General features: G+C 61.9%; 22 protein-coding genes. 12 read left to right on the forward strand and 10 right to left on the reverse strand.

All coding sequences use genetic code 11. The annotated features are described in order from the left end of the window. Positions 1–52 precede the first annotated feature (52 nt). The 5 genes from pheA to D5261_RS29860 all read left to right on the forward strand — a co-directional run bounded on the left by pheA (position 53) and on the right by D5261_RS29860 (position 4419). Entirely contained in the window at positions 53–1144 is a 1092-nt protein-coding gene (gene pheA, locus D5261_RS29840; protein ID WP_301002346.1) for a prephenate dehydratase, read from the forward strand. A 61-nt stretch (positions 1145–1205) separates the two neighbouring features. Then, a complete protein-coding gene (dapF, locus tag D5261_RS29845) occupies positions 1206–2069 on the forward strand; it encodes a diaminopimelate epimerase (RefSeq protein WP_119322813.1) in 864 nt (287 codons plus the stop codon). After that, positions 2062–2832: a M15 family metallopeptidase gene (locus tag D5261_RS29850; protein ID WP_165864379.1), complete on the forward strand. Its 771-nt coding sequence runs from the start codon at positions 2062–2064 to the stop codon at positions 2830–2832. Before dapF ends, D5261_RS29850 begins: the two co-directional genes overlap by 8 nt. 136 nt (positions 2833–2968) lie before the next feature. Beyond that, a complete protein-coding gene (locus D5261_RS29855) occupies positions 2969–3811 on the forward strand; it encodes a hypothetical protein (RefSeq protein ID WP_119322811.1) in 843 nt (280 codons plus the stop codon). Continuing rightward, positions 3811–4419, forward strand: coding sequence for an RES family NAD+ phosphorylase (locus tag D5261_RS29860; protein WP_119322810.1), 609 nt, complete (start codon positions 3811–3813; stop codon positions 4417–4419). Before D5261_RS29855 ends, D5261_RS29860 begins: the two co-directional genes overlap by 1 nt. A 272-nt stretch (positions 4420–4691) precedes the next feature. Here D5261_RS29860 and D5261_RS29865 read toward each other — a convergent pair whose 3' ends face one another. Together D5261_RS29865 and D5261_RS29870 are read right to left on the reverse strand one after the other, a co-directional pair. Next, positions 4692–5465 carry a LytR/AlgR family response regulator transcription factor gene (locus tag D5261_RS29865; protein WP_119322809.1) on the reverse strand — a complete coding sequence of 258 codons (774 nt, stop codon included), beginning with the start codon at positions 5463–5465 and terminating at the stop codon, positions 4692–4694. After that, complete coding sequence (locus D5261_RS29870) at positions 5462–6727, reverse strand: sensor histidine kinase (RefSeq protein ID WP_119322808.1); 1266 nt, start codon at positions 6725–6727, stop codon at positions 5462–5464. The genes D5261_RS29865 and D5261_RS29870 overlap by 4 nt, the downstream gene beginning before the upstream one ends. Positions 6728–6930: 203 nt before the next feature. On the opposite strand from D5261_RS29870, the gene D5261_RS29875 reads away from it, so the two are divergent. After that, positions 6931–7413, forward strand: a complete 483-nt coding sequence (locus tag D5261_RS29875; RefSeq protein WP_165864377.1) for a TadE/TadG family type IV pilus assembly protein — start codon at positions 6931–6933, stop codon at positions 7411–7413. Positions 7414–7447: 34 nt separating this feature from the next. Continuing rightward, the gene (locus D5261_RS29880; RefSeq protein ID WP_119322806.1) at positions 7448–9094 is read left to right on the forward strand and encodes a pilus assembly protein TadG-related protein; all 1647 of its coding nucleotides are present in this window, start codon (positions 7448–7450) and stop codon (positions 9092–9094) included. Between the two features lie 2 nt (positions 9095–9096). Here D5261_RS29880 and mnmE read toward each other — a convergent pair whose 3' ends face one another. Then, positions 9097–10464 (reverse strand): tRNA uridine-5-carboxymethylaminomethyl(34) synthesis GTPase MnmE, encoded by a 1368-nt coding sequence (gene mnmE / locus D5261_RS29885; RefSeq protein ID WP_218025669.1) that lies wholly within the window; start codon positions 10462–10464, stop codon positions 9097–9099. A gap of 177 nt (positions 10465–10641) precedes the next feature. Here mnmE and D5261_RS29890 point away from each other — a divergent pair, with 177 nt between their 5' ends. The 3 genes from D5261_RS29890 to D5261_RS29900 are packed head-to-tail and all read left to right on the forward strand — an operon-like array spanning position 10642 to position 12598. Beyond that, positions 10642–11433 carry a PspA/IM30 family protein gene (locus tag D5261_RS29890; RefSeq protein WP_119322804.1) on the forward strand — a complete coding sequence of 264 codons (792 nt, stop codon included), beginning with the start codon at positions 10642–10644 and terminating at the stop codon, positions 11431–11433. A gap of 27 nt (positions 11434–11460) precedes the next feature. Further along, positions 11461–11991, forward strand: a complete 531-nt coding sequence (locus D5261_RS29895; RefSeq protein ID WP_119322803.1) for a J domain-containing protein — start codon at positions 11461–11463, stop codon at positions 11989–11991. Between the two features lie 13 nt (positions 11992–12004). Then, positions 12005–12598 (forward strand): DUF2244 domain-containing protein, encoded by a 594-nt coding sequence (locus D5261_RS29900; RefSeq protein ID WP_119322802.1) that lies wholly within the window; start codon positions 12005–12007, stop codon positions 12596–12598. Between the two features lie 153 nt (positions 12599–12751). Here the strand turns inward: D5261_RS29900 and D5261_RS29905 are convergent, their stop codons facing one another. Both D5261_RS29905 and D5261_RS29910 read right to left on the reverse strand, forming a co-directional pair. After that, positions 12752–13798, reverse strand: a complete 1047-nt coding sequence (locus D5261_RS29905) for a potassium channel family protein (RefSeq protein WP_119322801.1) — start codon at positions 13796–13798, stop codon at positions 12752–12754. Next, positions 13795–15531, reverse strand: coding sequence for a glycosyl hydrolase family 95 catalytic domain-containing protein (locus tag D5261_RS29910; RefSeq protein ID WP_119322800.1), 1737 nt, complete (start codon positions 15529–15531; stop codon positions 13795–13797). The genes D5261_RS29905 and D5261_RS29910 overlap by 4 nt, the downstream gene beginning before the upstream one ends. Before the next feature lie 30 nt (positions 15532–15561). On the opposite strand from D5261_RS29910, the gene D5261_RS29915 reads away from it, so the two are divergent. After that, positions 15562–16575: a Gfo/Idh/MocA family protein gene (locus tag D5261_RS29915; protein ID WP_165864376.1), complete on the forward strand. Its 1014-nt coding sequence runs from the start codon at positions 15562–15564 to the stop codon at positions 16573–16575. Between the two features lies 1 nt (position 16576). Then, positions 16577–17440 carry a glycoside hydrolase family 16 protein gene (locus D5261_RS29920; RefSeq protein ID WP_165864375.1) on the forward strand — a complete coding sequence of 288 codons (864 nt, stop codon included), beginning with the start codon at positions 16577–16579 and terminating at the stop codon, positions 17438–17440. A gap of 12 nt (positions 17441–17452) precedes the next feature. Here D5261_RS29920 and D5261_RS29925 read toward each other — a convergent pair whose 3' ends face one another. The 5 genes from D5261_RS29925 to D5261_RS29945 all read right to left on the reverse strand — a co-directional run bounded on the left by D5261_RS29925 (position 17453) and on the right by D5261_RS29945 (position 21802). Next, the gene (locus D5261_RS29925) at positions 17453–17995 is read right to left on the reverse strand and encodes a DsbA family protein (protein ID WP_119322797.1); all 543 of its coding nucleotides are present in this window, start codon (positions 17993–17995) and stop codon (positions 17453–17455) included. Positions 17996–18149: 154 nt separating this feature from the next. Then, positions 18150–18764 carry a hypothetical protein gene (locus tag D5261_RS29930; RefSeq protein WP_125206122.1) on the reverse strand — a complete coding sequence of 205 codons (615 nt, stop codon included), beginning with the start codon at positions 18762–18764 and terminating at the stop codon, positions 18150–18152. Between the two features lies 1 nt (position 18765). Then, the gene (metF, locus tag D5261_RS29935; protein WP_218025668.1) at positions 18766–19668 is read right to left on the reverse strand and encodes a methylenetetrahydrofolate reductase [NAD(P)H]; all 903 of its coding nucleotides are present in this window, start codon (positions 19666–19668) and stop codon (positions 18766–18768) included. A gap of 281 nt (positions 19669–19949) precedes the next feature. After that, positions 19950–20543: a D-sedoheptulose-7-phosphate isomerase gene (locus D5261_RS29940; protein WP_119322794.1), complete on the reverse strand. Its 594-nt coding sequence runs from the start codon at positions 20541–20543 to the stop codon at positions 19950–19952. Beyond that, positions 20519–21802 carry a (Fe-S)-binding protein gene (locus D5261_RS29945; protein ID WP_119322793.1) on the reverse strand — a complete coding sequence of 428 codons (1284 nt, stop codon included), beginning with the start codon at positions 21800–21802 and terminating at the stop codon, positions 20519–20521. Before D5261_RS29945 ends, D5261_RS29940 begins: the two co-directional genes overlap by 25 nt. Positions 21803–21864 lie beyond the last annotated feature (62 nt).

Below are 21864 nucleotides of genomic sequence, written 5' to 3' on the forward strand. Positions count from 1 at the left end.
CAAATTGAAGTCAAGCGCGTGGCGAGGCGCGCTCATGGCAGGAATCCCCCCCTTGCACGGCGAATCAGGCCCCATCATGAGTCTGACAAATTTACGCGAGCAGATCGACGCTATTGATAGCGAACTGGTCTCTCTTCTCAATCGACGCGCCGAGATTTCTCTGCAAGTCGGCAAGCAAAAAGCCGGCGAACCCAACGTACGCATCTTTGCTCCCGAGCGCGAGCGCGACGTCATCCAGCGCGTTCTTGCGCTGCACAGCGACGGCGCGCTGCCCAAGGACGCGCTGGTGGCGATCTATCGGGAGATCATCTCCGCCAGCATCGCGCTGCAGCGGCCGATCACGGTCGCCTACTGGGGACCGCCCGGAACATTCACGCACATGGCCGCATTGCAGCGGTTCGGATCGTCGGCGCAGTTCCACGACGCCTCCAATATCCCATCGATCTTCGGTGAAGTCGAGCGCGGGCTGGCGGACTTCGGCGTCGTTCCCGTCGAGAACTCCACGGAGGGCGTCGTTAACTACACGCTGGACATGTTCCACGAGACGGAGCTGAAGATCTGCGCGGAGATCTACATCAACATCGCGCATCAGCTGGTCAGCCAGGCAAAGTCAATCGCGGACATTAAGCGGCTGTACACGTTCAGCCAGCCGCTCGGTCAGTGCAAGCAGTGGGTGGAAACGCATCTGCCGAACGTCCCGATTGTCGAGACGATGCCGACGTCGCGCGCCGCCGAGCGCGCCTCCGAGGATCCCGAAGGCGCCGGCATCTCCACCGAAAAAGCCGCCGAGATTTACGGCGTCCCGATCCTGCAGCCCCATATCGAGGACAACGCGAACAACCGCACCCGCTTCCTGGTCATCGGGCGCAATGAGCCGCCGCAGACCGGCCGGGACAAAACCAGCGTGCTGTTCGCCGTGAAGAACGAGCCTGGCTCCCTGGGACGCGCCCTGCGCGCCTTCGAAGACCACAACGTCAACCTCAGCATGATCGCCTCCCGGCCCACGCGCAACGTTTCCTGGGAATATGTCCAGTTCGCCGACTTCCAGGGACACGAAAAGGACGAGCCCGTACAGCGCGCCCTCGCCGAACTGCGCAAGCATTCCATCTATGTGAACGTGCTGGGATCTTATCCCGAAGGCTGACCCCCCGGGAAACCTTGGCGTCTTTGGGAACCGCGCCGCGCGGTCCCTTGTTGGACATGGCATGCGATTTACTAAGATGCAGGGCGTCGGCAACGACTTCGTGGTGATTGACGCCAGCGCGTTTCCGCAAGACGGGGACCTGGCGGCGCTGTCGCTGCAGGTATGCGAACGCCGATTCGGCATTGGCGCCGATGGCCTTCTGGTGGTGGGACAGAGCAATTCGAAGGCGACTCCCGTCACGATGCGGATGTTCAATCCCGACGGCTCCGAGGATATGTGCGGAAACGGCCTGCGCTGCGCCGGCCTCTGGGCGTTCGCGCGGGGCTGGACGGCCGGCGAGCGCGAGTTTTCCGTGGCGACCAAAGAAGGTGTACGCAATGTGCGCGTTCTGGAATCCGACGCCGAAGCCCGTCACGGTCAACTGACGGTGGACATGGGCCTGCCGCGATTCGCCTCGGAAGAGATCCCATTCTGCGGGCCGACCGGCGCGCCCGTGCGGAATTTTCCACTGACGATTGACGGCGAGACGTTCTCCATCCACAGCGTCAACACGGGCAGCACGCACACCGTGATCTTCGGAGACGAGGCGGACGACGCGCGGTTCACGCGCTTTTCGCCGATCATTGAGGAGCACCCCCTCTTTCCCGAACGCACCAGCGTGCAGTGGGCCGTTCCAAATGGCGACTGTGCGATCGAAGTGCGTATCTGGGAGCGCGGGGTCGGCGAGACGCTGGGCTGCGGGACCGGCGCCTGCGCCGTCGCAGTCGCCGCGAAGCGGCAGGGCGTTGTCCCGATGGACGCCGAGTCCATCGATATCCGATCGAAAGGCGGCGTTCTGCGCATCGCCTGGGCGGGCGAAGGCGCGGCGATCGCCATGACCGGCCCCGCCGATGTTGTATTTGAGGGAGAGATTACCATTGATTGAGCCGGCGCCGCGCTACCCGAAACCCCTCATCCTCCATTCATTTGATGTCCGCTTTGACCGTCGATCCTTCGGAGAACCTCTGAGCCGCCTGCGCGCGATCCCAATCGTCGACAACGGCGAGCCGCTGGTAGACCTGCGCGACGCCTGCCCCGATGTCGTCCTGCGTCCCGGCTGCCTCCCGTTCCTGCGCAAAACCGTCGCCGCGATGGTAAACGAAGTCCAGGCGGCGCTGCCGACCGGATGCAAACTCGCCGTCGGCACGGGCCTGCGCACCTGGGAGATGCAGACGGAGATCCGAACGAACGTCGAAGCGTCCATGCGCGAGAAGCACCCCGAATGGAGCGCCGCCGCCTTGCAGCGCAATGTCAACCGGATGGTCGCGCCGCTGGAGCTCAAGTCTCCCCCGCCCCACACCACCGGCGCCGCTCTGGATGTCGGCGTCCTCAACCCCGACGGAACGCCGATGGACTTCACCGCCAGCGACGATTTCTGGGCGACCGCCCCCACCTACCTTCACACCCTCCCCGACCACGCCCGCGAAAACCGAATCATGTTGATCCGCGCGATGGAAGACGCCGGCCTGACCAACTACGTCGGCGAATGGTGGCACTGGAGCTACGGCGACCAGGGCTGGGCCCTGCGCGTCGGCAGCCCCACCGCCTGCTACGGCTCCGTGGTTCTGGAAGACGCCGAGAGCAAGCGCCTTCCCAAAGAAGAAGAGAAAACAGATCCGGAAACTGTGGCCGAGCAGAACAGCGATTAGATCGCGCATTCTCCATGGCTTATCGCAATCCACGATAAACAAGTGAACAGAAAAGTTGATTTTCAGTTGATTCTCTATCGATTTCTGCTTGATAGTCACGAGTGTTCAGGGTACAATCTTCTCGAAGGAGGAAACGATGAGCAATATTTTAATCGTGGATGACGAGGGGAAATTATCTCAGCGTTTTTGGCCTGTTCGGCGCATGCGCGCCGGCGCGGAACCGAAAGAGAATTCACCAAACCAGCAGAGTACGACATGGCGAGACTACGCCGCTCATGCGCACGAATATACGCCGGGAGACGTCGTGGTGTTCAATTTGGAAACTCCCGGCGCTCCGACACTCCAGGAAGCTGTTCGCTTGCGTAAAGCGCAGCCAGATCTGGGTTTTGTGTATGTGGTGGATATTATGGGCAATGTACCGAAGCGTACGCTGACTGCGCTTTCCCAGCCGGGCGTCACCTGGGTCAGCAGCACGGCGAGCGACCGGGAATTAAGACTCCGCGTACGCGGCGTGGCTGAACTAATACAAGAATCTCACCGGCGTAACCAGGCAAAACTCATCGAGCGGCCACAAAAGGCGACTCTCTCATTTGACATATCAAAATCTCAAAAGCAGTCGCCCTGGATGCATGTGATGCCTGAGCTGCACAATCAAGAGAGTGGAAGATTGGATTCGGCGCGGATCGCGGAGTGGTTCGGGATGCCTCTCAAGACGCTCGCCGGGCTATTGGGACGTGGATACGCAACCGTTCACAAGACACCCGATTCTGTCGCCGTTCAGAGCAAGCTCAAAGTTTTTTTAAGGATTGCTTCCGCCCTATCACGCCTCGCCGGATCGCCGGCAGGAACTCGGATCTGGCTCAACACGCCGAACCCAGACCTGGAAAATAACCAAACACCGATGTCGGCGATTGAAATGGGCGAGCAGGAGATCATTGCGGAGTTGCTGGAAGATGCGCTTGCGGGGCAGCCAGGCTGATGCACACAATCACGGATCTTGCCTGGATTTTGCCCACATTGCCTCGCCTCTCCATGCACGGGCATGCCTACCGAATCATCGACTATAAATATTTGGCGGCTTCTCCGCCTCTTCATCCAAATCGCTATTTGTATGGCCTGGGCGCTCCTGCGGCGGGAGCACGTTTTACGTCAAAGGGGGGACCTCAGGCCATTTATATTGCGAATGATTTGGCGACGGCGTTCGATGAAGCTAACCCGGTGCAGGCCATTTTGAGACAGACGGATCCTGGGCTGGCGCCGCCAACGCCGCCGGGAGGATACGCCTCCATCCTCTATCGATTGGAAAGCGTTTTGGATATCAGCGATCCCACAGTTCAGTCCGCACTCGGAACCAGTACTTCGGAACTCACAGGGCACTGGCGCCAAGCACAAAAGCGCGGACATGTTGCGGCCACGCAGATTCTTGGGCAAGCAGTCTATGACAGCGGCGTCTTCCAAGCAATTTGGTACGAATCCGCACGTGTTCCTGGAAGCTTTTGTTTGGCTGTATTGATTGATCGTTTGGTCGCCCCGGCCTATTTAGAAGTTCACGACCCGAATAACAACATCAACGAGCGCCTGCCTTAGGGTCTCCATAAATGACAAAGCGGCCTCCGGTATATTCCGGCGACCGCCATGACGTCGATATTCAGTTGTCAGTGAGACTGTTCCCAAACGTGAGGCCGCCGCGCGATCCGGCTCATCGCAGACATGGACGATTGGGTTACCGTCGATGGCTCCACGCCGGCCGCGACTGGCCCGGGAGAAGAATATCATCCTCCCAGCGCGCTTAGGTTTTTCAATTCACCAGTAAAATCCCCAAGAGCGTTTCGTTCTAAACTCCAAACAAAAAAATTCTTTTACGCGGGTTTTAGCACGTCCAGCCCTAGCCGACGCTGAAGGTCCGAATAGCGCGTGCGGCTTACGGGCAGGCGCTGCGTGTCGGACAGACGCACTTCATAGGCGTGGCTGCCTAAAAAGAGCAGTTCTTCCACTTCTCCAAGCTGCACAAGACACGAATCATGGATGCGGAGAAAGTCCGTGGCGGGGAGAACGGATTCGAGATAGGCAAGCGTGTAGTAGGTGCGGTGCTCGCCGCCGTCCTTGGTGCGGACATAAACGCGCTTTTCCCGCGCGACGGCGCACAGGATCTCCTCGACGCGGATCAGGCGCACCGCGAAGTCGCCGCGGATCGGGAGACGGCGCAACGGCTCGGCTTCCGCGATTGCGCGCCGATCGATCGCCTGCGCGGCGTCCTGGCGCGCCTGCTGGTCCGTGAGACGTCCGCGCGCCCGTGTCAGTGTCTTCGCCAGGCGCGCGGGCGAAACGGGCTTGAGAAGGTAATCGAGCGCGTCTCGCTCGAAGGCGTCCGCGGCGTATTCGGAGTAGCCGGTGACGAACACGATCAGCGGCGGCGCATCCAGATGTGTCAGCGCCTCGGCCGTCTGAAGGCCCGAGAGGCCGGGCATGCGGATATCGAGCATCAGCAAGTCGGGACGCAGGTCTTCCGCCATTTGGAGCGCCAGCGACGAATCGCCGGCCTCCCCCACGACCTCGACCGCTTGATCCTCCAAAAGTTTTCGCAGGTGCAGGCGCGCGAGCGGCTCGTCATCGGCAATCACGGCTCGGATCATCGTTTTGCTCCTCCATTGCGGCCGTCGGGAACCATCAATACCGCCAATGTTCCGGCGTCTTCATTGCTGTACAAACGCACGCGGGAACGCTCCCCATACAAAAGTCTCATCTGCCGCGTCAGGATCTGAAGCCCGTGCTGCGCGGGTCCCGATCCTTCCAAAGCCGTGCGGCGCGCGTCCCGCGCCATCCCCGCCCCATCATCCTGAACCGCAAGGATCGCGCGCCCGCGTCCACCTCGAAGGGACACGACGACCGTCCCAGGCTCCATCTTCGGCTCCACCCCATGGACGATGGCGTTTTCCAGGAGAGTCTGGACGGTGAATGCCGGAACCATCAGCGCGGCGCCATCGTCGGCGGCGAGACGCCAGTGAATGGTCAGACGTTCTCCAAATCGTTTTTCGGCGATGCGCGCGTAAACTCGCGCGGTCTCCAGATCCTGATGGATCGGGACGAGCGCGTTCTCATCCCCGCGCAAGTTCTGGCGCATCAGCGCGCTGAGATCCATCACCGCTTCTTCGGCCTGCTCCGGCGCCACGCGGCAGAGCGCCGCGATCGCCGTCAGCGTGTTGAACAGAAAGTGCGGGCGAAGGCGCGCCTGGAGCGCCGCCAGCCGCGAGCGCACGGACAGGGCTTCGGCGCGCTCGGCTTGCAGACGGTGCCGCTCGCTGCGCGCCCGGGTGCGCGCGTCCCCGGTGACCAGCATCAGCAAGAGGACGCCGAAGCCATTCGCGGCCACGCTGATGGCGGCGTGGCCGCTAGACAGCACGCCCCGGAGCGGGTCCAGCAGCATGGAGAACGCCAGCGTCCATGCCTGGGTCAGCACGCCGGCCAGCAGCCCGGTCCACACAAACCGCTGTTGTGTCAGCATGCGCAGCGGATAAGTGACGAGAACGCACGCGAACGCCGCAAAGATGCTTTCGGCGGCCACGACCGGCTCCTCTAAGGACAGCGCGCCCAGAACAACAAACGCCACGCACACCAGCGCGACCCGGATACCAACCGTCAGCGCCACGAACGTAATGATCAGCGTATCCGTCACATAGGGATAGCGCGCGCCGGGAAATACGATCTCCGTCAGCGCCGCGATCCCAAAGATCACCCCCAGGCGCACCGTCTCAAAAGGAGTGCGCCGGCGCTGCTCCAGCAGCTCCAGGGCCGCCGGAGAACGCGTCAGAAGATACGCGACCATCACGATCACGCTGGTGTCTTCGATAAACGCGTTGAGGAGGGTGAGAACGTGGCGCACAGAGGATTCTAGCATATTCCCGGCTGCTTGGCGGCGGTGGATTTTCGCGATTTTCGACGCCGATTTTCATCCGTGTTTTTGTCCCATTCATCCCCGGAAATGCGCGGCGTATCCCGAGACGAACTCGTTCGCCGAGACTTCGATTTATAATCTCCATGAAGCGCCGGCAAACACTCTCAAAATCAATCCGACTCGCCGGCCAGGAACGCGAAACGCCCATGAGAAGACGACGAGGTTATGAGGACAAGACGATGAAGGGCCGGCGGCGCCGCTCCACTCGCGGCGCAGTGATTGTTGAGTTCGCGGTCGTCATCACGTTTCTGACGGTTATGCTTTTTGGCATCATCCAGTATGCGGTGATCCTGAACGCGACAAACACGCTGAGTCATCTGAGTCGCGAGGGAGCGCGCTTCGCGGCGGTGCATTCCATGGAGTCAACCGCCGATCAGCCGGCGACGACCGCCGGCAGTATCCGCAACTATATCCAAACCGCGTGCTCGAATACGACGATCAGTTACGCGCAGATCAATCAGGTCACCATCTCCCCTGCCCAGTCCAGCCCCACCCGCGCGGCCGGTTCTCCGATCACGGTCAGCATTCAATATGATATCAGCCAGAAGTACTTCATGAAGGACTTTATTCCGGGAACAAGCTCGGGGCCGGTCTACATTACGAGAACGACAACGGAACTGATCGAATAGATCCGTGAAATAGAGGAATGGTGCGGCAAACGCAATGATGAGGCAAACGATACGCAATCGACATTCCCGGCAGCGCGGGGTCGTCGTGGTCTATACGGTGCTGGCGCTGGTGGCGATTATCGCGTTCGCCGGCTGGGCGATCGACGTGAGCTATCTGTATTCGCGTACGACCGACGCCCAGAAGGCCGCCGACACGGCCGCTCTGGCCGGCGCCTGGCAACTGGCCCACGGCGGCAGCACGGCGGCGGCGGTCGCCGCCGCGACACAGATGGCCAATCAGAATCACTATTCGAACGTGACGGTGGACACGGCCTACGGCGGCGATCCGCATCACGTCCACGTCCACGTTTCCCGCGCCGAGCCGATGTTCTTCGGCTATCTGTTTCACAACACACAGGAGCCGATCGGCGCTTCCGGGACCGCCGCCTACGATTCATTTCTCTGGCAGCAGCAGGACCCGACCTGGTATGGACGTGTCGGCGGCTTCGGCAACTACGCCGCTTACGGCCCCGACAACGGCGCGACGCGCGGCGACGCCGTCGATGTGAAGTGGACCGCGATTGACGGCACGTTCACCAAAACGACCAATCCGCTCTACGCGGCCCACGGTCTCGACTATCAACTGAACGTCCCTCCCGACTACGCGATGCGCAACGGAACGTCGCAGGTGGACGTGGAGATTTACGACCCGGACACCTATGAGGGCGCGAACACCCACGGGCGTTATGACGAAACCAATTCCAATACGACGTCGGAAAAGTGGCGCTACACCCTTTACAGCGATCAATATATCAACGGGCAGGATGTCCAAACGCAGATCGCGACGAAGGTGTATGGCGAAGGCGACGCCGACCAGGTCAACACCAATGACAAATGGGTAACGCCAAGCGGCTTCCAGTTCGACGCCAGCCAGTATCCCAATGGAACGTTCACGGTGAACGTCCGCAGCGACGACGGCAGCGGCAATCCGGGGACCGGATTGGACGAAAACGGCTTCCTGCTCCGCGCCGGCCCGCCCCACCCCGCGCTCAACCACGTCACCGACGTCAACACCGGACAGGCGCGCCCGGATCTCTCCGATCCCTACCAAACCGATACCTGGGATCCGGCGAACTCCGCCAATCACGGCCTGACGGTCGATCAGCTCTGGGAGAATCTGTACGGCTCAGGCGCCGAATCGCCGAATGTGGACGCCAATGGCAACGCGATCAAAAATGGGACGACGATGGGGGAGAAGACGTACAATTCGTTCAACTGCAACCGCGTCAGCTCCAGCGCCGTGATCCAGATTTACTTTGGCTACGCCCCGGCCAACACGTCGGGAGACACACGGATCACCTTCTACGGCTTCGATGAAGACTCGGGAGCCTCTGGGATCTATTACATGTGCGACAAGTACCCTGGAGTGAAGTTCATCGGGATTCTGCCCACCACCAGCGCCGGAACGGGAAATGGGATCTGGTCGGATCCGGGACCGCAGAACCGGGGCGTCGCGCAGGCGTCCACCCCGTCCAACACCGTCTACTTCCCCTCAGGTTCATACACCGGCGGAAACTGGACGGCGTACTACACCACCGGCCCCACCGACAACACCACCTGGTACTGGACCGTCAACAACACCACGGGAACCGGATCGCCGCACATCCACTTGATCGCGACAACGCCGACGGGGGTGTACTAAATTCACTTCCCAATGCAAAAGCGCGAGAAGATTTCGTGGATGATGTCTTCCGTCGCGGTCTCGCCCGTCACTTCGCCGAGGGACAGCAGCGCTCCGCGCACGTCGATTGAAATGAAGTCGGCGGGCATGTGGCCGCGCAGGGTCGCCAGCGCGTCGTCCAGGCGCGCCTGCGCGGCTTCCAGGGCATGGCGGTGGCGCGAGTGCGAGATCACGGCTCCCGCCGAGCCGGTGTCGATCACGCCGCCGGAAAGGGCGCGATGGGCGATGGTTTCTTCGAGCGCTTCGATCCCCTCGCCTGTCGAAGCCGAAACGCGGGCGTCGTCCGGGCCGGCGTTTTCCGGAGTCTGAAGATCACACTTGTTCCAGACAATGACGTGCGGCGTGCTTCCGAGCTGCGCGCGCAAGGCGCGGTCCTCGTCGGTTTCGCCTACGGCGGCGTCCAGAATGAGCAGCACGAGGTCGGCGCCGCGCAGGCTTTCCATGGATCTCTCGACGCCGAGCTTCTCGACCAGGTCGTCGGTGTCCCGGACGCCGGCGGTATCCACGGCGCGCACGGGGATGCCCCGGATGTTGACGCTTTCCTCCAGCGTATCGCGCGTCGTGCCGGGTATCGGAGTGACGATGGCGCGGGAAACCCGCAGCAGGGCGTTCAGCAGCGACGATTTGCCGACGTTGGGGCGCCCGGCGAGAACCATCTTCAAGCCTTCCCGCACCAGGATGCCGCGATCCGCCGTGGCGAGCAGGCGAGCGATGCGCGCCTGCGCGTCCTGGATCTCGCGCTCACAGAGATCCGTATCCAGCTCCCCGACATCCTCGGGAAAGTCGATTGACGCTTCGATCCGCGCCATCACTCCCAGGATCACATGACGGATTTCGGCGACCTCCGAACTCAGCCGCCCCGATTGCTGGCTGCGCGCCAGCGCCAGCGCCTCATCGGTCCGTGCGGCGATGATATCTCCGACGGCCTCCGCCTGCGCCAGATCCATCTTGCCGTTAAGAAAGGCGCGCTGCGTGAACTCGCCCGGCTGCGCCAGGCGCGCGCCGTGGGTGAGCAAGCGGCTCAGGATGCGTCGAAGCGGGACCGGACCGCCGTGGGCGGAAACTTCCACGACGTTTTCGCCGGTATAGGAGCGGGGAGCGTGGAAAATCGCGAGCAAAACGTCGTCGATCACCGAGCCGTCCTGCGCCAGCACGTCCGCGCGATGCAGGGTATGTCCCGCGAAAGAAGCGCTTGGAACGCTCCGTGGCCGCCGCGTCACGGCGTCGGCCACGGCGAACGCCGCCGGGCCGCTGATGCGGATCACGCCGATGCCGCCGACGCCCGGAGGCGTGGCGAGACTACAGATCGTATCGTCTAAAGAAGGTGTCACCTGAGGATTATACCTGGGCTCCAGTGTCAAGAGGGGGCTTCCGTATGCGCCGCGCGTGTCTCCACGTTGTAAAACCTCCTCCAGTGGGATATAATGTTCCCAGTTACCCACTGCAACTTTTTGACCGCCGGCGCGTCTCATCCAGTGAGAGTATTGCGCTGAAAGGGGAAGTCTTTTATGTTCGGCAGGATTTGGCGCTATATCAAGGCCGTACTCGGCTTCAAGCTGGATCAAATTGAGGATCCGGAAATTCTGCTCCAGCAGGCGCAGCAGGAAATGCGCGAGGCGCAGGCAAAGAACCGTGAGCGCGCCGTTCAGGCGATCACTCAGAAGAATAACTTGCAAAATCTGGTCGATCAGACGGAAAAGACGATCGCCAACTTGCAGGCCAAAGCAGAGCTGGCGCTGAAAAACGGCGACCGCGATCTTGCCCGGCAGCTTCTGGTGGAGAAGGGGCAGTACGAGACGACTCTGACTAGCACCAAGGCGTCGCTGGAGAACGTCGTTGAGACGACGGAAGCGATCAAGGTCGCGATCCGCCGCGAGGAAGAGCGTATCCGCGCCAAAACCGCACAGGCGCTGGCGATGAAGGCGCAGTGGAAGCAAGCGCAGATTGAGACGTCCATCAACAAGGCGCTCGACGGCATGACCACCGACGGCACCGACGCCGCCTTCGAACGCGCCCAGTCCAAGATCAGCAACGCCCGCAGCGAAAGCGCGGCGCGCACGGAACTGGCTAAGGGACGGCTGGAAAACAAGATCGCCGCTCTGGACGACCTCGGCGCAAGCACCGCCGCCGACGCGGAGTTGGCGAAGATGGAAGAGAAGCTGGGCCTGCGTCCGGCGTCCACGCCCGCCACGACTTCGACGACGCCGGGCCACGTGACATCAACCAGCGAGATCGACCGGCAGCTTCAGGAACTGGAAGCGCGTGTGGGCGGCAACGGAACCGGTCCGTCCGCCTCCTAATCTATTGGACGTGAGAAGAAGCGATTCATGAGTTCGATGCCCGACCGTCTCTATAAGGTCGCCAAAGCCTACCTCGACGCCGCCCGTGGACGTCTGGAAGATATCGACGCCGCGGCGCAGGAGGAACTGCGCCGCGCTCTGCCGCGCGAAAACACCGACTACGGCCGCTCCATTCCCGCCGCCAGCGACGATCCCATGGAGCGCGCCGCCGCCAAGATCGCGGCCGCCCGAAACGCCGCCGCCGCCCGGCGCGAGATCACGCCGGAGCGCTACAACTTCAGCACGCCGTCCGAGGACGAAACGCCGGCGGCACCCAAAACGGCAAGCCTGGTCGAGAACGCCTACAAAATCATCGGCGTTCCCTTAGGCTCCGCCTTCCCCACCGTGGAAAAGGCGGTCGTCAAACTGCGCGAACGCTGCGCGCCGGACAAGTTCCCGGCGGGCTCGCCGGAGCAGGCGGAAGCGCGGCGCATCCTCTCCCGCATTGAGGACGCCTATCGGATTCTGCAGGATGCGCTCGGCGTACAGCAGGGTCGTTTCGACCGCTTAGAATTGTGACGGCGGTATCGCCATGCTGCTGCAAGAAATCCCCGGCGCGATCGAGCGTCCCGCCGGCTGCAATATCCAGGTAACGCAGGAGCGGGACGCCGCCGAGATCACGATTCCGCCACGCCGAGCGACATGGATCGATAAGATCCCGACCACCCTGTACGTCTTCTCCCTCTTCACGTTTTTCTACGTCGGTCTGGTCTTTTTCATCTCCAAGCGCCTGATCATCGGCCCGGAGCTGAACATGGACCACGGCCACATCTCCCGATACCTCAACCATTACATCTACTGGTTGCTCCCCGTCTGGCTCGCCTTCGAAGCCATTGGCTGGGGCACTGTGTACCTGGTCATGCGCCCGTTCTTCACCACCGAAACCCTGCGCATCAGCCGCGAAGGCGTCGCCATCACCCGCGCCGTCCCCTTCTCCCGCAAGCGCAGCCTCCTGCTGCGAGAAAACCTGCGCGGATTTCTCCTGCGCCGCGACCCGCAAGGCATGTGGGGCAGCACACTCGCGCTGCGCTCCGTAGGCGAGGAAATCGAAATCGGAGAATTTACCGGCGAAGCCGAACGCGAATGGCTGGCGTCCGTAGGAAACGCACTGCTGGGACGGTATTAAGAGCGGCCCTCACCCCCGGCCCCCTCTCCCAATTCTGGGAGAAGGGGAGTCAGAGTTTTGAGTTTTAAGATCTCAAATATAAAATCCTAACTCTTATTCCGACTCCCCCTCTCCCAGAATTGGGAGAGGGGGCCGGGGGTGAGGGCCGCAGTTCTACGCCCCAATCAGCGCGCCGAGTTTTTTGAGCTGGTCAGGCGATCCGATCGCGATCAGAACGTCTCCGGGGCCGAGGACGAGGCTATCGGCGGGGTTGGGCAGAAAATGGCCGCCTTTGCCGACGCGGCGGACGGCGACGACGAGGGCGCCGCTGCGGTCGTGCAGGCGGCTTTCGCCGAAGGTCTTGTGGGCGAATTCACTTTCGGAGAGGACGACGAACTCCCGAACCTGAAATTTGTCGTGGTCGGCGTCGGTCATCGCGGTGATGAAGTCCGTGACGGCGGGGTTGATCGCGGTAATGCCCATCCAGCGGCCGCCGAGGATGTGCGGGGAGACGACTTTGCTGGCGCCGGCGCGATAGAGCTTGGCTTCGTTGGAGGAGCTGTCGGCGCGGGCGACGATGTAGAGATCGGGACGCAGGCCCCGGGCGCTCAAAACAATAAATGTGTTGACGGCGTCGGTGGGCGTTACGGCGATCAGCGCGGCGGCGCGGTCGATCCCCGCGCGCTTGAGCGTTTCGTCGTCCGCGGCGTCGCCTTCGATGAAGGGGACCGAATTCTCGCGCAGCATCTCCACGCGGCCGGGATCGCGCTCCATCACCAGATGCGGAACGTTGTTCTGTGAGTAGTTGAGGGAGATTTCCTGGCCGATGCGGCCGTAGCCGCAAATGATGTAATGGTTGTTGAGGCTGTCGACCACGCGCTTCATCCGCCTTTGTGTGAGGATAGCCAGCGATTGCTCGCTGACGAAAACTTCAATCACCGTGGAGAAGACCCAGGCGGCGGTGCCGAGACCAACGACGATCAGGAAAATCGTAAAGATTTCGCCGGCGATGTCCAATGGACGCACCGTGCCGTACCCCACGCTGCTCAGCGTGATCACGGTCATGTACACGGCGTCCAGAAACCCGTAGTGCTCGATTCCCATGTACCCCGCCGTGCCGAACGCACCGAGGAGCGCGCCGACAAAGAGCGCCAGGCGCAGACGCACGAACGGGTTGCGGAGCATGTCCGTCAGTTTGGGATAAAGGTTGTTTCGCTTCAAGTGTTCCGGCGGGTGACCGACGCCTCGTTTTTGCTGTTGATATCAATATCCAGCATCTGGCCGTGGAACCGAACGCCCTTGATAGTCAAGTGCGTCCAGCCCGGAGGCAGATGCGGATTTGCGCAAAGCGAGACGTCGTTGTCACCCGCCAATCGTATCCCAGGGCCGCCCTGGCCCTTTGTCCGAACCTGCAAGCCGGCGAAACCGTAGAGAACCGCCTGCAGCGATCCTCCCATGCCGGTATGGAAGTAGACATTGTTCGTGGTGCGTTTTTCAGAGAAAGCGTTCCACGGCCCGCGCATGAACGGGCGATACGATTCTCGGAAATACTCCAGGGCTTCGGAGCCCCGGTCCAGCTCGGACGCGACGATGCTGTGGATGCAGGAGGTCATCGCCGGGCCGGTCTTGATGGTGTGCGTGGCGTAGAAATCGAGCATCTTGCCGGTCGTGGCGGCGTCAAACTTTTCATTCAGCGGATGCACCAGCAGCAGCGTATCGGCCTGCTTGGCGGAGAAACGGTCCGTGATGTCGCCCGCATGCTCCGCCGGAATACCCCGGTCCGCGTCCGACAGCGTGATCAGCGCGTCGGCGATATCCGCCCATTTCGGGTCGGCGCTCAGGCCCAGCGCCCCGGCGGCGGCCGTCGCGGCGTTGAGATTGTAGCGCGCGGCCCCGTTGGTGTAAGCATCGTCATCCACCACTCCCGCCGTTTCATCCGGCGGCATCACCTGGCGAATGTGATAGCTGCCGTCTCCGTCCTTGGTCACGCGCGACGCCCAATACTGCGCGGTCGCCTGCAAGATCGGCCAGCCTTCTTCGCGCAGATAGTTCTTATCTCCGGTCCAAAGATAGTACTGCCATGCGGCGTACGCCACATCGGCGGTAATATGCCGCTCGTGTGAAAACTCCTCCGGCGCCACTTCCTCTCCGCTCACCGCGCTTTCCCACGGATACTCCGCGCCCGCGAACTTGTGATGCGCGGCGTTCTTGCGCGCCTGCTCTAAACGCGCGAAGCGGTAGTTGATCACCGACTTCGCCAGGTCCGGATGCTGCGCGATCAGCGCGGGGAACATCCAGATCTCCGCGTCCCAGAAGATATGCCCTTGATAGACACTGCTGGACAATCCCATCGGGGGTATGGAATGGTCGCTGCCTGGGTACGTTGAGGAGAGCAGATAAAACAGGTTCGAATGGACGACCTGCTGCGCCTCCGGGTCTCCGTCAATCGCGATGTCCGACTGGTCCCATACGCCGGCCCAGTCGCGCGGCTGAAAGCCGGGCAAAGACAGCGTCACGGCCCCGGACGGCGTCTGCGTCGTCAGCGCGCCCGTGCGCAGATTGAGCGTCTGCACAAACGATCCCGCCTGGCCCTGCGCGGCGGCTTCCTTCTCCGGCGCGCCGCCCTGCAGGGCATTGTTGACGTAGCCGCCGGCGACGAACTTCTGGTTCGGCTTGCCGCCGCTGTCCACCAGGTAAGCCTTGCGTCCATCGGACAGATACAGTGGGGCGACGCCGGATCCGCCGGGCGATTTCAGGATCCAGGGATCGTATGTCCCACGGTTCAAAAACTGCTGATTGGCGGCTTCCGCAGCGGACGGCGGAGGGGAATTCCCCGGCGCCGGCGAACTAGCGTCATGACAGCCGCCCGCGAGAAGCGCGGCGGCGACGGCGAAAACAATCGGACGATACTCCATGGGAGTAAAATACGCGGCCAGCAGGCAAGACTCCTGCATCAGTTGACCGCCGGCAATGAGGGATCAGCAATGAGCGACAAACGAAAAGTGCGCTGGGGCGTGATCGGTACGACATCGCGCGTGGCTCGGGAATCGGCGATCCCGGCATTGATGCGCAGCGAGCATGCGGAGCTCGTCGCGGTGGCCTCGCGCGACGCCGGCCATGCGGCGGAAGTGGCGGCCGGCGTCGGTCCAGACTGCAAGGCGTACGCGAACTACGACGCCTTGATCGCCGACGACCGCATCGACGCCATTTACATCCCTCTGCCGAACAGCCTGCACGTCGGCTGGGCCGTCGAAGCGATGAACCACGGCAAGAATGTCCTGTGCGAGCAGCCGCTGACGGTCACCGGCGCGGAAGCCGAAGAAATGCGGGAGACCGCGCAGGACAACGGCGTTTTGATCAGCGAAAGCTTCAGCTACTGGTATCATCCGCTGCAGCGGGAAGTCGCGAAGGCGGTGCAGAGCGGCGCGATCGGAGCCATCAAACTCGTCCGCGTCTCCGTATCCTTCCTGCAAAGCGAGTGGAACGACTATCGCCGCAGCCGCACGCTCGGCGGCGGCGCGCTGCTGGACTGCGGCGCCCACGGCGTCCACATCGCGCGCCAGGTCTGGGGCTCCGAGCCGCTCGCCGCCAGCGCCAGCGCGGTCGTCGATCCCAATCTGGGAATCGACACCACCACGACCGCGCTGCTGGAGTTCGCGGGCGGCGCCACCACTCTGCTGGACAGCTCCTTCACGCTTTACAGCCGTTCGACCTACGAGATCGTCGGCAGCGAGGGCGCCATCTGCGTGCCGAAGTTTCTTCTCGGCGCCGAGGAAACGTGCGTCTGGACATTGACGCGCCCCGACGAAACGTGGGAAACACACTCAGTCGCCGCCACGGACACCTACGAGATCGAGATCGACTGCTTTTCGCGCAAGCTTCTTGGCGAGGACACGCCGATCCTTCCCATCGAAAACTCCCTCGCCAACGCCCGCGTCGTCGACGCCATCGCGCAAAGCGCACGCACAGGTCTGCGAATCAAGATTGGGGAAGCATAAATTGCGCACAAAACGTCCGACAGCATTGACGCTTTTCCAAGTGGGCGTCGCCACCGTCCTGCTCTTTTCCACATCCCATGGCGTTTCGGCGAAGCCCAAGCGCGTCAAGGAGCCAGCGCCCATCGCGGGGCAGCGCTACCATCTCGTCAAGAACTGGGATTTTGGGAGCGCGATCACCAATCGAGCGCAGCTGGACGCCGAGTTCTTCACCCGTTTTATCTACAACGACGGCAAACTCGATACGCTGAACGACGAATGGGAGAGATATCGCGACAATAACAACCACGTCTTCGCCGATGGAGAATTAAAACTCACCGCGCGCGCGGTGGATGGCTTGAAGTCCGGCGGGATCGAGAGCGGCATGCTGCGCTCCAAGTGGACTGGGAAATACGGCTATTACGAATGCTGCATGAAGGTCCCGAAAGGCCGGGGCATGTGGCCGGCCTTCTGGATCAACCCGCAGGTCGGCTGGCCACCCGAAATCGACGTCCTGGAGATCGTGGACAACGGCCGCGACTCTACAACGAACTCATTCCATTACGTCCACGGCAAGAACAAAGACAACGCCGACCTGGAAACGAAACTCGACAAATGGGGAACCTACCGCCCCGGCTTCGACTACTCCGACGACTTCCACACCTTCGCCGTCCTCTGGACCCCCGACATGGTGGACCACTACGTCGACGGCGTCCGCGTCGCCCATCGCCGCTTCTCCTGGACCCACGACGACGGATCCGACGGCGGCCCCGCCCACGTCCTCCTCAACCTCGCCGTCGGCGGCTCCTGGCCCGGCCCGCCGCAAAGCGCGGACGAATTTCCGGCGGAGCTGGCGGTGAAGTATATTCGGGTATGGCAGGCCGACTAGGGTTTTTAGAAATCAGACAACGGCCGGGGCCTGTTCGATTGCGGCGAGGAGGGTTTCGGCGTCCCAGTAATCATCGTGGCGACGGCCGTTGATGAAGAATGTCGGTGTGCTGCGCACGCCGTCTTCTACTCCGAAATGCACGTATTCCCGCACGCGCTCGGCGTAGACCCCATCGGTCATATCGCGCACGAACCGATCTTCGTCGAGTTTGAGCACATGAGGATAAAGCAGCGGCATCCGCAGAAGATCGGCTTCGGCAAGCGATGCTTCAGGAGCCAGCAGCAGTCGATGGATGTCCCAGAAACGTCCCTGCGCGCCTGCCGCCAGCGCCGCCTCGGCGGCCCGCATTCCGGGCGAATTTCGCGTTTCACGCGGAAACGGCCGATACACAAAGCGCAGCCGATCTCCCAGCTGACGCTCGATGCCCTCGATAATCGCATACGCCTGACGGCAGTGGGGGCAATCGTAGTCGCCGTACTCCACGAGAGTCACCGCAGCGTCCTGCGGGCCTCGGCTAAAGTCCTGATCCGTTACCGGCGCGCTCAGCTGTGCCATCCAAATTCTCCTATTTCACTGTCCAAAGGCCATGCAAAGAGGACAATATCACTTCCGCAAACGATCAAGTTCCTAATCTACCCACGTTTTGACGCTTTGATTGTCTAAAATAAGAAACGCCTCAGAATTCCACCCTCAGGATCTCAAGAGCAAATCAGTGCGCATCGTTCGGCGCTCGCTTGCCAAACGCTTCCCAATACCGTCCGCCAAGTTCCTGAAATTGATCGAGATCGTAATCGCCGCCATTCGTATCGGAAAATTGCACGGTGTTGGCGCGAATGAAAAGACGATAGAATGCTTCTCGATAGGCTTTTTCATCCCACAGCATCCCATCCAACTTCATGGCGACTTGATCGGAGTCCCGCGCCAACTCCACATTGTAAATATCGATGGACTCTTCGTAAATGCGCAGTTGCTCCTCTAGGGCGCCCCAATCGACGGACTGCTCCCGCCACTTAGGATCGTACTTCTGGCGCAGTTGACGCGCTTCTTCTTTTGTCGCTATTGCTGGAATAATCGGTTCGGCAGGAAAGGGAAACGAGGAAATGGCCCGAACAGAGGATACGCCTTCGAATCGCAGGATGAACCGCGTACCACCTGGAAGCTGATGAAAACGAGCGACATATTCGACAAGAAACGTCAGCGTGATAGATCCCGCAGCCAGATCGGAGACAATGCTTTCCAGATGCCCATCATGCAGAGTCACCCACAGAGACTCGGACGATATTCCTTCAGGGAGAGAAGTCCAATCCGCAGCAATATTTTCCAAGCTACTTCCCCGGCGCCGCCTTGGGCAAATGCCCAGACGCGCGCAGCGCCTGCGTGACTTTGACCGAGGAGACGGATTTGTTGAGTGTGTAGAGATGCACGCCGGCGACGCCGTTGTCGATTAAGTCGCGGCATTGGGCGGCGGCGTATTCGACGCCGCGCGGGACGATCTCTTCGTCGGAGCCTTGTCCGAGGAAATCCGTGAGCTTGGCGGGAATCTGGGAGCCGCCAAGTTCGGAGAAGCGCGGGAGCTGGCTGAGCGAGGTCACGGGCATGATCCCGGCGATCAGCGGCAGCGTGACGCCGGCGGCGTGGGCGCGGTCGCGGAACTGATAGAATGTGTCGTTGTCGAAAAAGAGCTGGGAAACGGCGAAGTCCGCGCCGACATCCTGCTTGGCCTTCAGGATCTCAATGTCCAGATCCATGGTGCTCGACTCCGGGTGCTTCTCGGGGTAGAACGCGCATCCGATGTGAAAATTGAAGTCCCGGTGGATGAAGTCGACCAGATCGCAGCCGCGTCCGAAGCCTTCGGGGTGCGCCACAAACGCCGGATCATTCTTGGGCCGGTCGCCGCGCAGCGCCAGCACGGTCTTCACGCCGGCCGCCTCCAGCTGTTCGAGAATACCGCGCAATTCGCCTTGAGAATGGCCGACGCACGTCAGATGCGCCACCGTCTCGATCCCCAGCTCGCTTTGAATACGCCCGACCAGCTCCACCGTTTTCTGACGCGTGGAGCCGCCCGCGCCATAGGTCACGGACACAAAGTCCGGCGCCTGGCGGGCGATCGCGCCAAGCGACGAATACAGCGTCCCCCACCCGCCCGAATTCTTGGGCGGGAAAAACTCATAGGACAGTGTCGGCGTCTTCGCCTTTAATTTCTCGATAAACGGCATCGTATCACTCAATTTTTATTCTTCTTGCAGATCGTTCACGGCTCCGGGCGAGCCTCTCTTGCAAACCCACCCCGGCGCTTCGCGCCACCCCTCCCGCCGACGGGAAGGGTTATTTCAGAGTGTGTTATCGCAGGCGGCTTCGTCAGAGGCAATCTTACCAAACCTTCCCGTCGGCGGGAGGGGTGGCGCGAAGCGCCGGGGTGGGTTTGCCCCGGAGGGGTAGGCCGAAGGCCGGGGGTGGGTTTGCAGGAGAGAGGTGAGACGGTGCGAGTTTGCTCAGCCCCAGCCTCTCCTCACTCAATCCCCAGCACAACCCGCTCGATTTTCTCGCACAGCACATGCAGCATCAACTGGTGGCACTCTTGAACGCGCATCGCCGAAGGATGTTCGCTCTGGACGATAAATTCGTAATCGCAGAGTCCCTTCATCTTGCCGCCGGTTTTGCCGGAGAAGACAGCGGTGATGAGGCCGCGCTCCTTCGCTCTCTGGATTGCGCGCAGGACATTTTCGGAGTTGCCGCTGGTGGTGAAGCCGATCAGCACGTCGCCGGGGCGCCCGAGGGATTCGACCTGGCGCGCGAAGATCTCCTCAAAGCCGTAGTCGTTGCCGATGCAGGTGAGTAATGTGCCGTCGATGGACAGGCACATGCCCGGCAGGGATTTACGCTCGCGGTAAAAGCGGCCGGTCAGTTCCTCGGCGAGATGCGCGGCTTCGGCGGCGGAGCCGCCGTTGCCGCAGGTGAGCATCTTGCCGCCCTGCGCGAACGACGCCAGGAGGGCGGCCGCGAGGCCGCTCAGCGCGGCTTCGTGGACGAGGATTCCGTCCAAGTCGCGCTTCAATTGGGCGACATGGCCTTCTAAGGTTACTCCGAGAGTGGTGCTGGACAAAGCGCCTCCGCAAGCAGCGTGACCGGATGGGCCACGCGGATGACATTTTCAGAATCGGCGGCCAATCCGGAGTTGATCCAGGACAGACAGCCAGGGTTGCCGGTGGCGACAATGCTCGCCCCGGTCGCCCGGATATGGGCGATTTTGCGCTCACGCAGACGAGTCGCCATCTCGGGCTCGGTCAAGTTATAGATTCCCGCCGAACCGCAGCAGATCTCACTTTCTTTGAGCGAAACCAACTTAGCGCCGGGAATAAGCCCCAGCAGCGCGCGGGGCGCGTCGCGCACTCCCTGCCCGTGCGCGAGATGACAGGCGTCATGGTAAGTCAGCGTCAGCGGCTCCGAAGACAGGGGCTGAAGAGGCGCCCCCCACCCCAGATCGTCCAGAAACTCGCTGATATCGCGCACTTTGGCGGCGAAGGCGCACGCCTTTTCTCGGTAACTTGGATCGTCCGCGAACAGCGTCTCGTAATCCTTCATCGTGCTGCCGCAACCGGCGGAGTTGACGATGATGGCGTCCAGGCCGTCCATCGGCGTGAAGGCGTCGATCAGCTGGCGCGCGAGTCCCCGGGCCTCTTCCAGCGCGCCGTTGTGCGCGTGCAGCGCGCCGCAGCAGCCCTGGCGTCGGTTCACCAAAACCTCGCACCCGTTCGCGGCCAGCACCCGCACGGTATTCGCGTTGGTGTCGCCGTACAGCACGCGCATCACGCATCCGGCGAGCACGCCCACTCGCGCGCGTTTTTTGCCCACGGCCGGCGTATAAGCCGGCGGCAGCGGCGGATTGATTTTGGCCGGCAGCGCGACATGCTGCGTCTTCGCGCCGGCGTCGCCCGATAGCATCTTGAGCGCGAGCGCGGGAACGTCCCCATCCGTCACGCGCCGCGCCACGGTCATCGCCGCCGCCATGCGCGACGGGTGCGTCAGCGTCCCCAACAGCGCCTTGCGACCCAGCGTCTCCGACACCGGCCGATCGCCTTCATGGTTGATTCTCCCACGCGCGACTTCGACCAGATGCCCGTACGGCACGGCGGACGGACACGCAGTCTCGCAGGCGCGGCAGCCCAGACAGGCGTCGATATGCTGGCGCAGGTCTTCGTCCTTCGGCGACAGGCGTCCTTCATGCAGGGCGCGCATCAGCACGATCCGCCCACGCGGGCTATCCGCCTCGCTGCCCGTCTCCAGATAGGTGGGACAGGCGTTGAGGCAGAGGCCGCAGTGGACACAGGTCATTAAATCGTTTGTGTAGGCGTCGTCGATCATACTTATCCTATCCAGACCTACTTCCGGCCTTCGGCCGGCCCTCTAGTAAACCCACCCCGGCG

The sequence above is a fragment of the Capsulimonas corticalis genome, assembly GCF_003574315.2.
Lineage (GTDB): Bacteria > Armatimonadota > Armatimonadia > Armatimonadales > Capsulimonadaceae > Capsulimonas > Capsulimonas corticalis.

What these genes read in the sequence shown, in the direction of transcription:
- dapF (WP_119322813.1), top strand. Translation starts at nt 1,206, where the DNA reads ATGCGATTTACTAAGATGCAGGGCGTCGGCAACGACTTCGTGGTGATT.
- D5261_RS29855 (WP_119322811.1), top strand. Translation starts at nt 2,969, where the DNA reads ATGAGCAATATTTTAATCGTGGATGACGAGGGGAAATTATCTCAGCGT.
- D5261_RS29860 (WP_119322810.1), top strand. Translation starts at nt 3,811, where the DNA reads ATGCACACAATCACGGATCTTGCCTGGATTTTGCCCACATTGCCTCGC.
- D5261_RS29865 (WP_119322809.1), bottom strand. Translation starts at nt 5,465, where the DNA reads ATGATCCGAGCCGTGATTGCCGATGACGAGCCGCTCGCGCGCCTGCAC.
- D5261_RS29870 (WP_119322808.1), bottom strand. Translation starts at nt 6,727, where the DNA reads ATGCTAGAATCCTCTGTGCGCCACGTTCTCACCCTCCTCAACGCGTTT.
- D5261_RS29875 (WP_165864377.1), top strand. Translation starts at nt 6,931, where the DNA reads ATGAGAAGACGACGAGGTTATGAGGACAAGACGATGAAGGGCCGGCGG.
- D5261_RS29880 (WP_119322806.1), top strand. Translation starts at nt 7,448, where the DNA reads ATGATGAGGCAAACGATACGCAATCGACATTCCCGGCAGCGCGGGGTC.
- D5261_RS29890 (WP_119322804.1), top strand. Translation starts at nt 10,642, where the DNA reads ATGTTCGGCAGGATTTGGCGCTATATCAAGGCCGTACTCGGCTTCAAG.
- D5261_RS29895 (WP_119322803.1), top strand. Translation starts at nt 11,461, where the DNA reads ATGAGTTCGATGCCCGACCGTCTCTATAAGGTCGCCAAAGCCTACCTC.
- D5261_RS29900 (WP_119322802.1), top strand. Translation starts at nt 12,005, where the DNA reads ATGCTGCTGCAAGAAATCCCCGGCGCGATCGAGCGTCCCGCCGGCTGC.
- D5261_RS29910 (WP_119322800.1), bottom strand. Translation starts at nt 15,531, where the DNA reads ATGCAGGAGTCTTGCCTGCTGGCCGCGTATTTTACTCCCATGGAGTAT.
- D5261_RS29915 (WP_165864376.1), top strand. Translation starts at nt 15,562, where the DNA reads ATGAGCGACAAACGAAAAGTGCGCTGGGGCGTGATCGGTACGACATCG.
- D5261_RS29925 (WP_119322797.1), bottom strand. Translation starts at nt 17,995, where the DNA reads ATGGCACAGCTGAGCGCGCCGGTAACGGATCAGGACTTTAGCCGAGGC.
- D5261_RS29945 (WP_119322793.1), bottom strand. Translation starts at nt 21,802, where the DNA reads ATGATCGACGACGCCTACACAAACGATTTAATGACCTGTGTCCACTGC.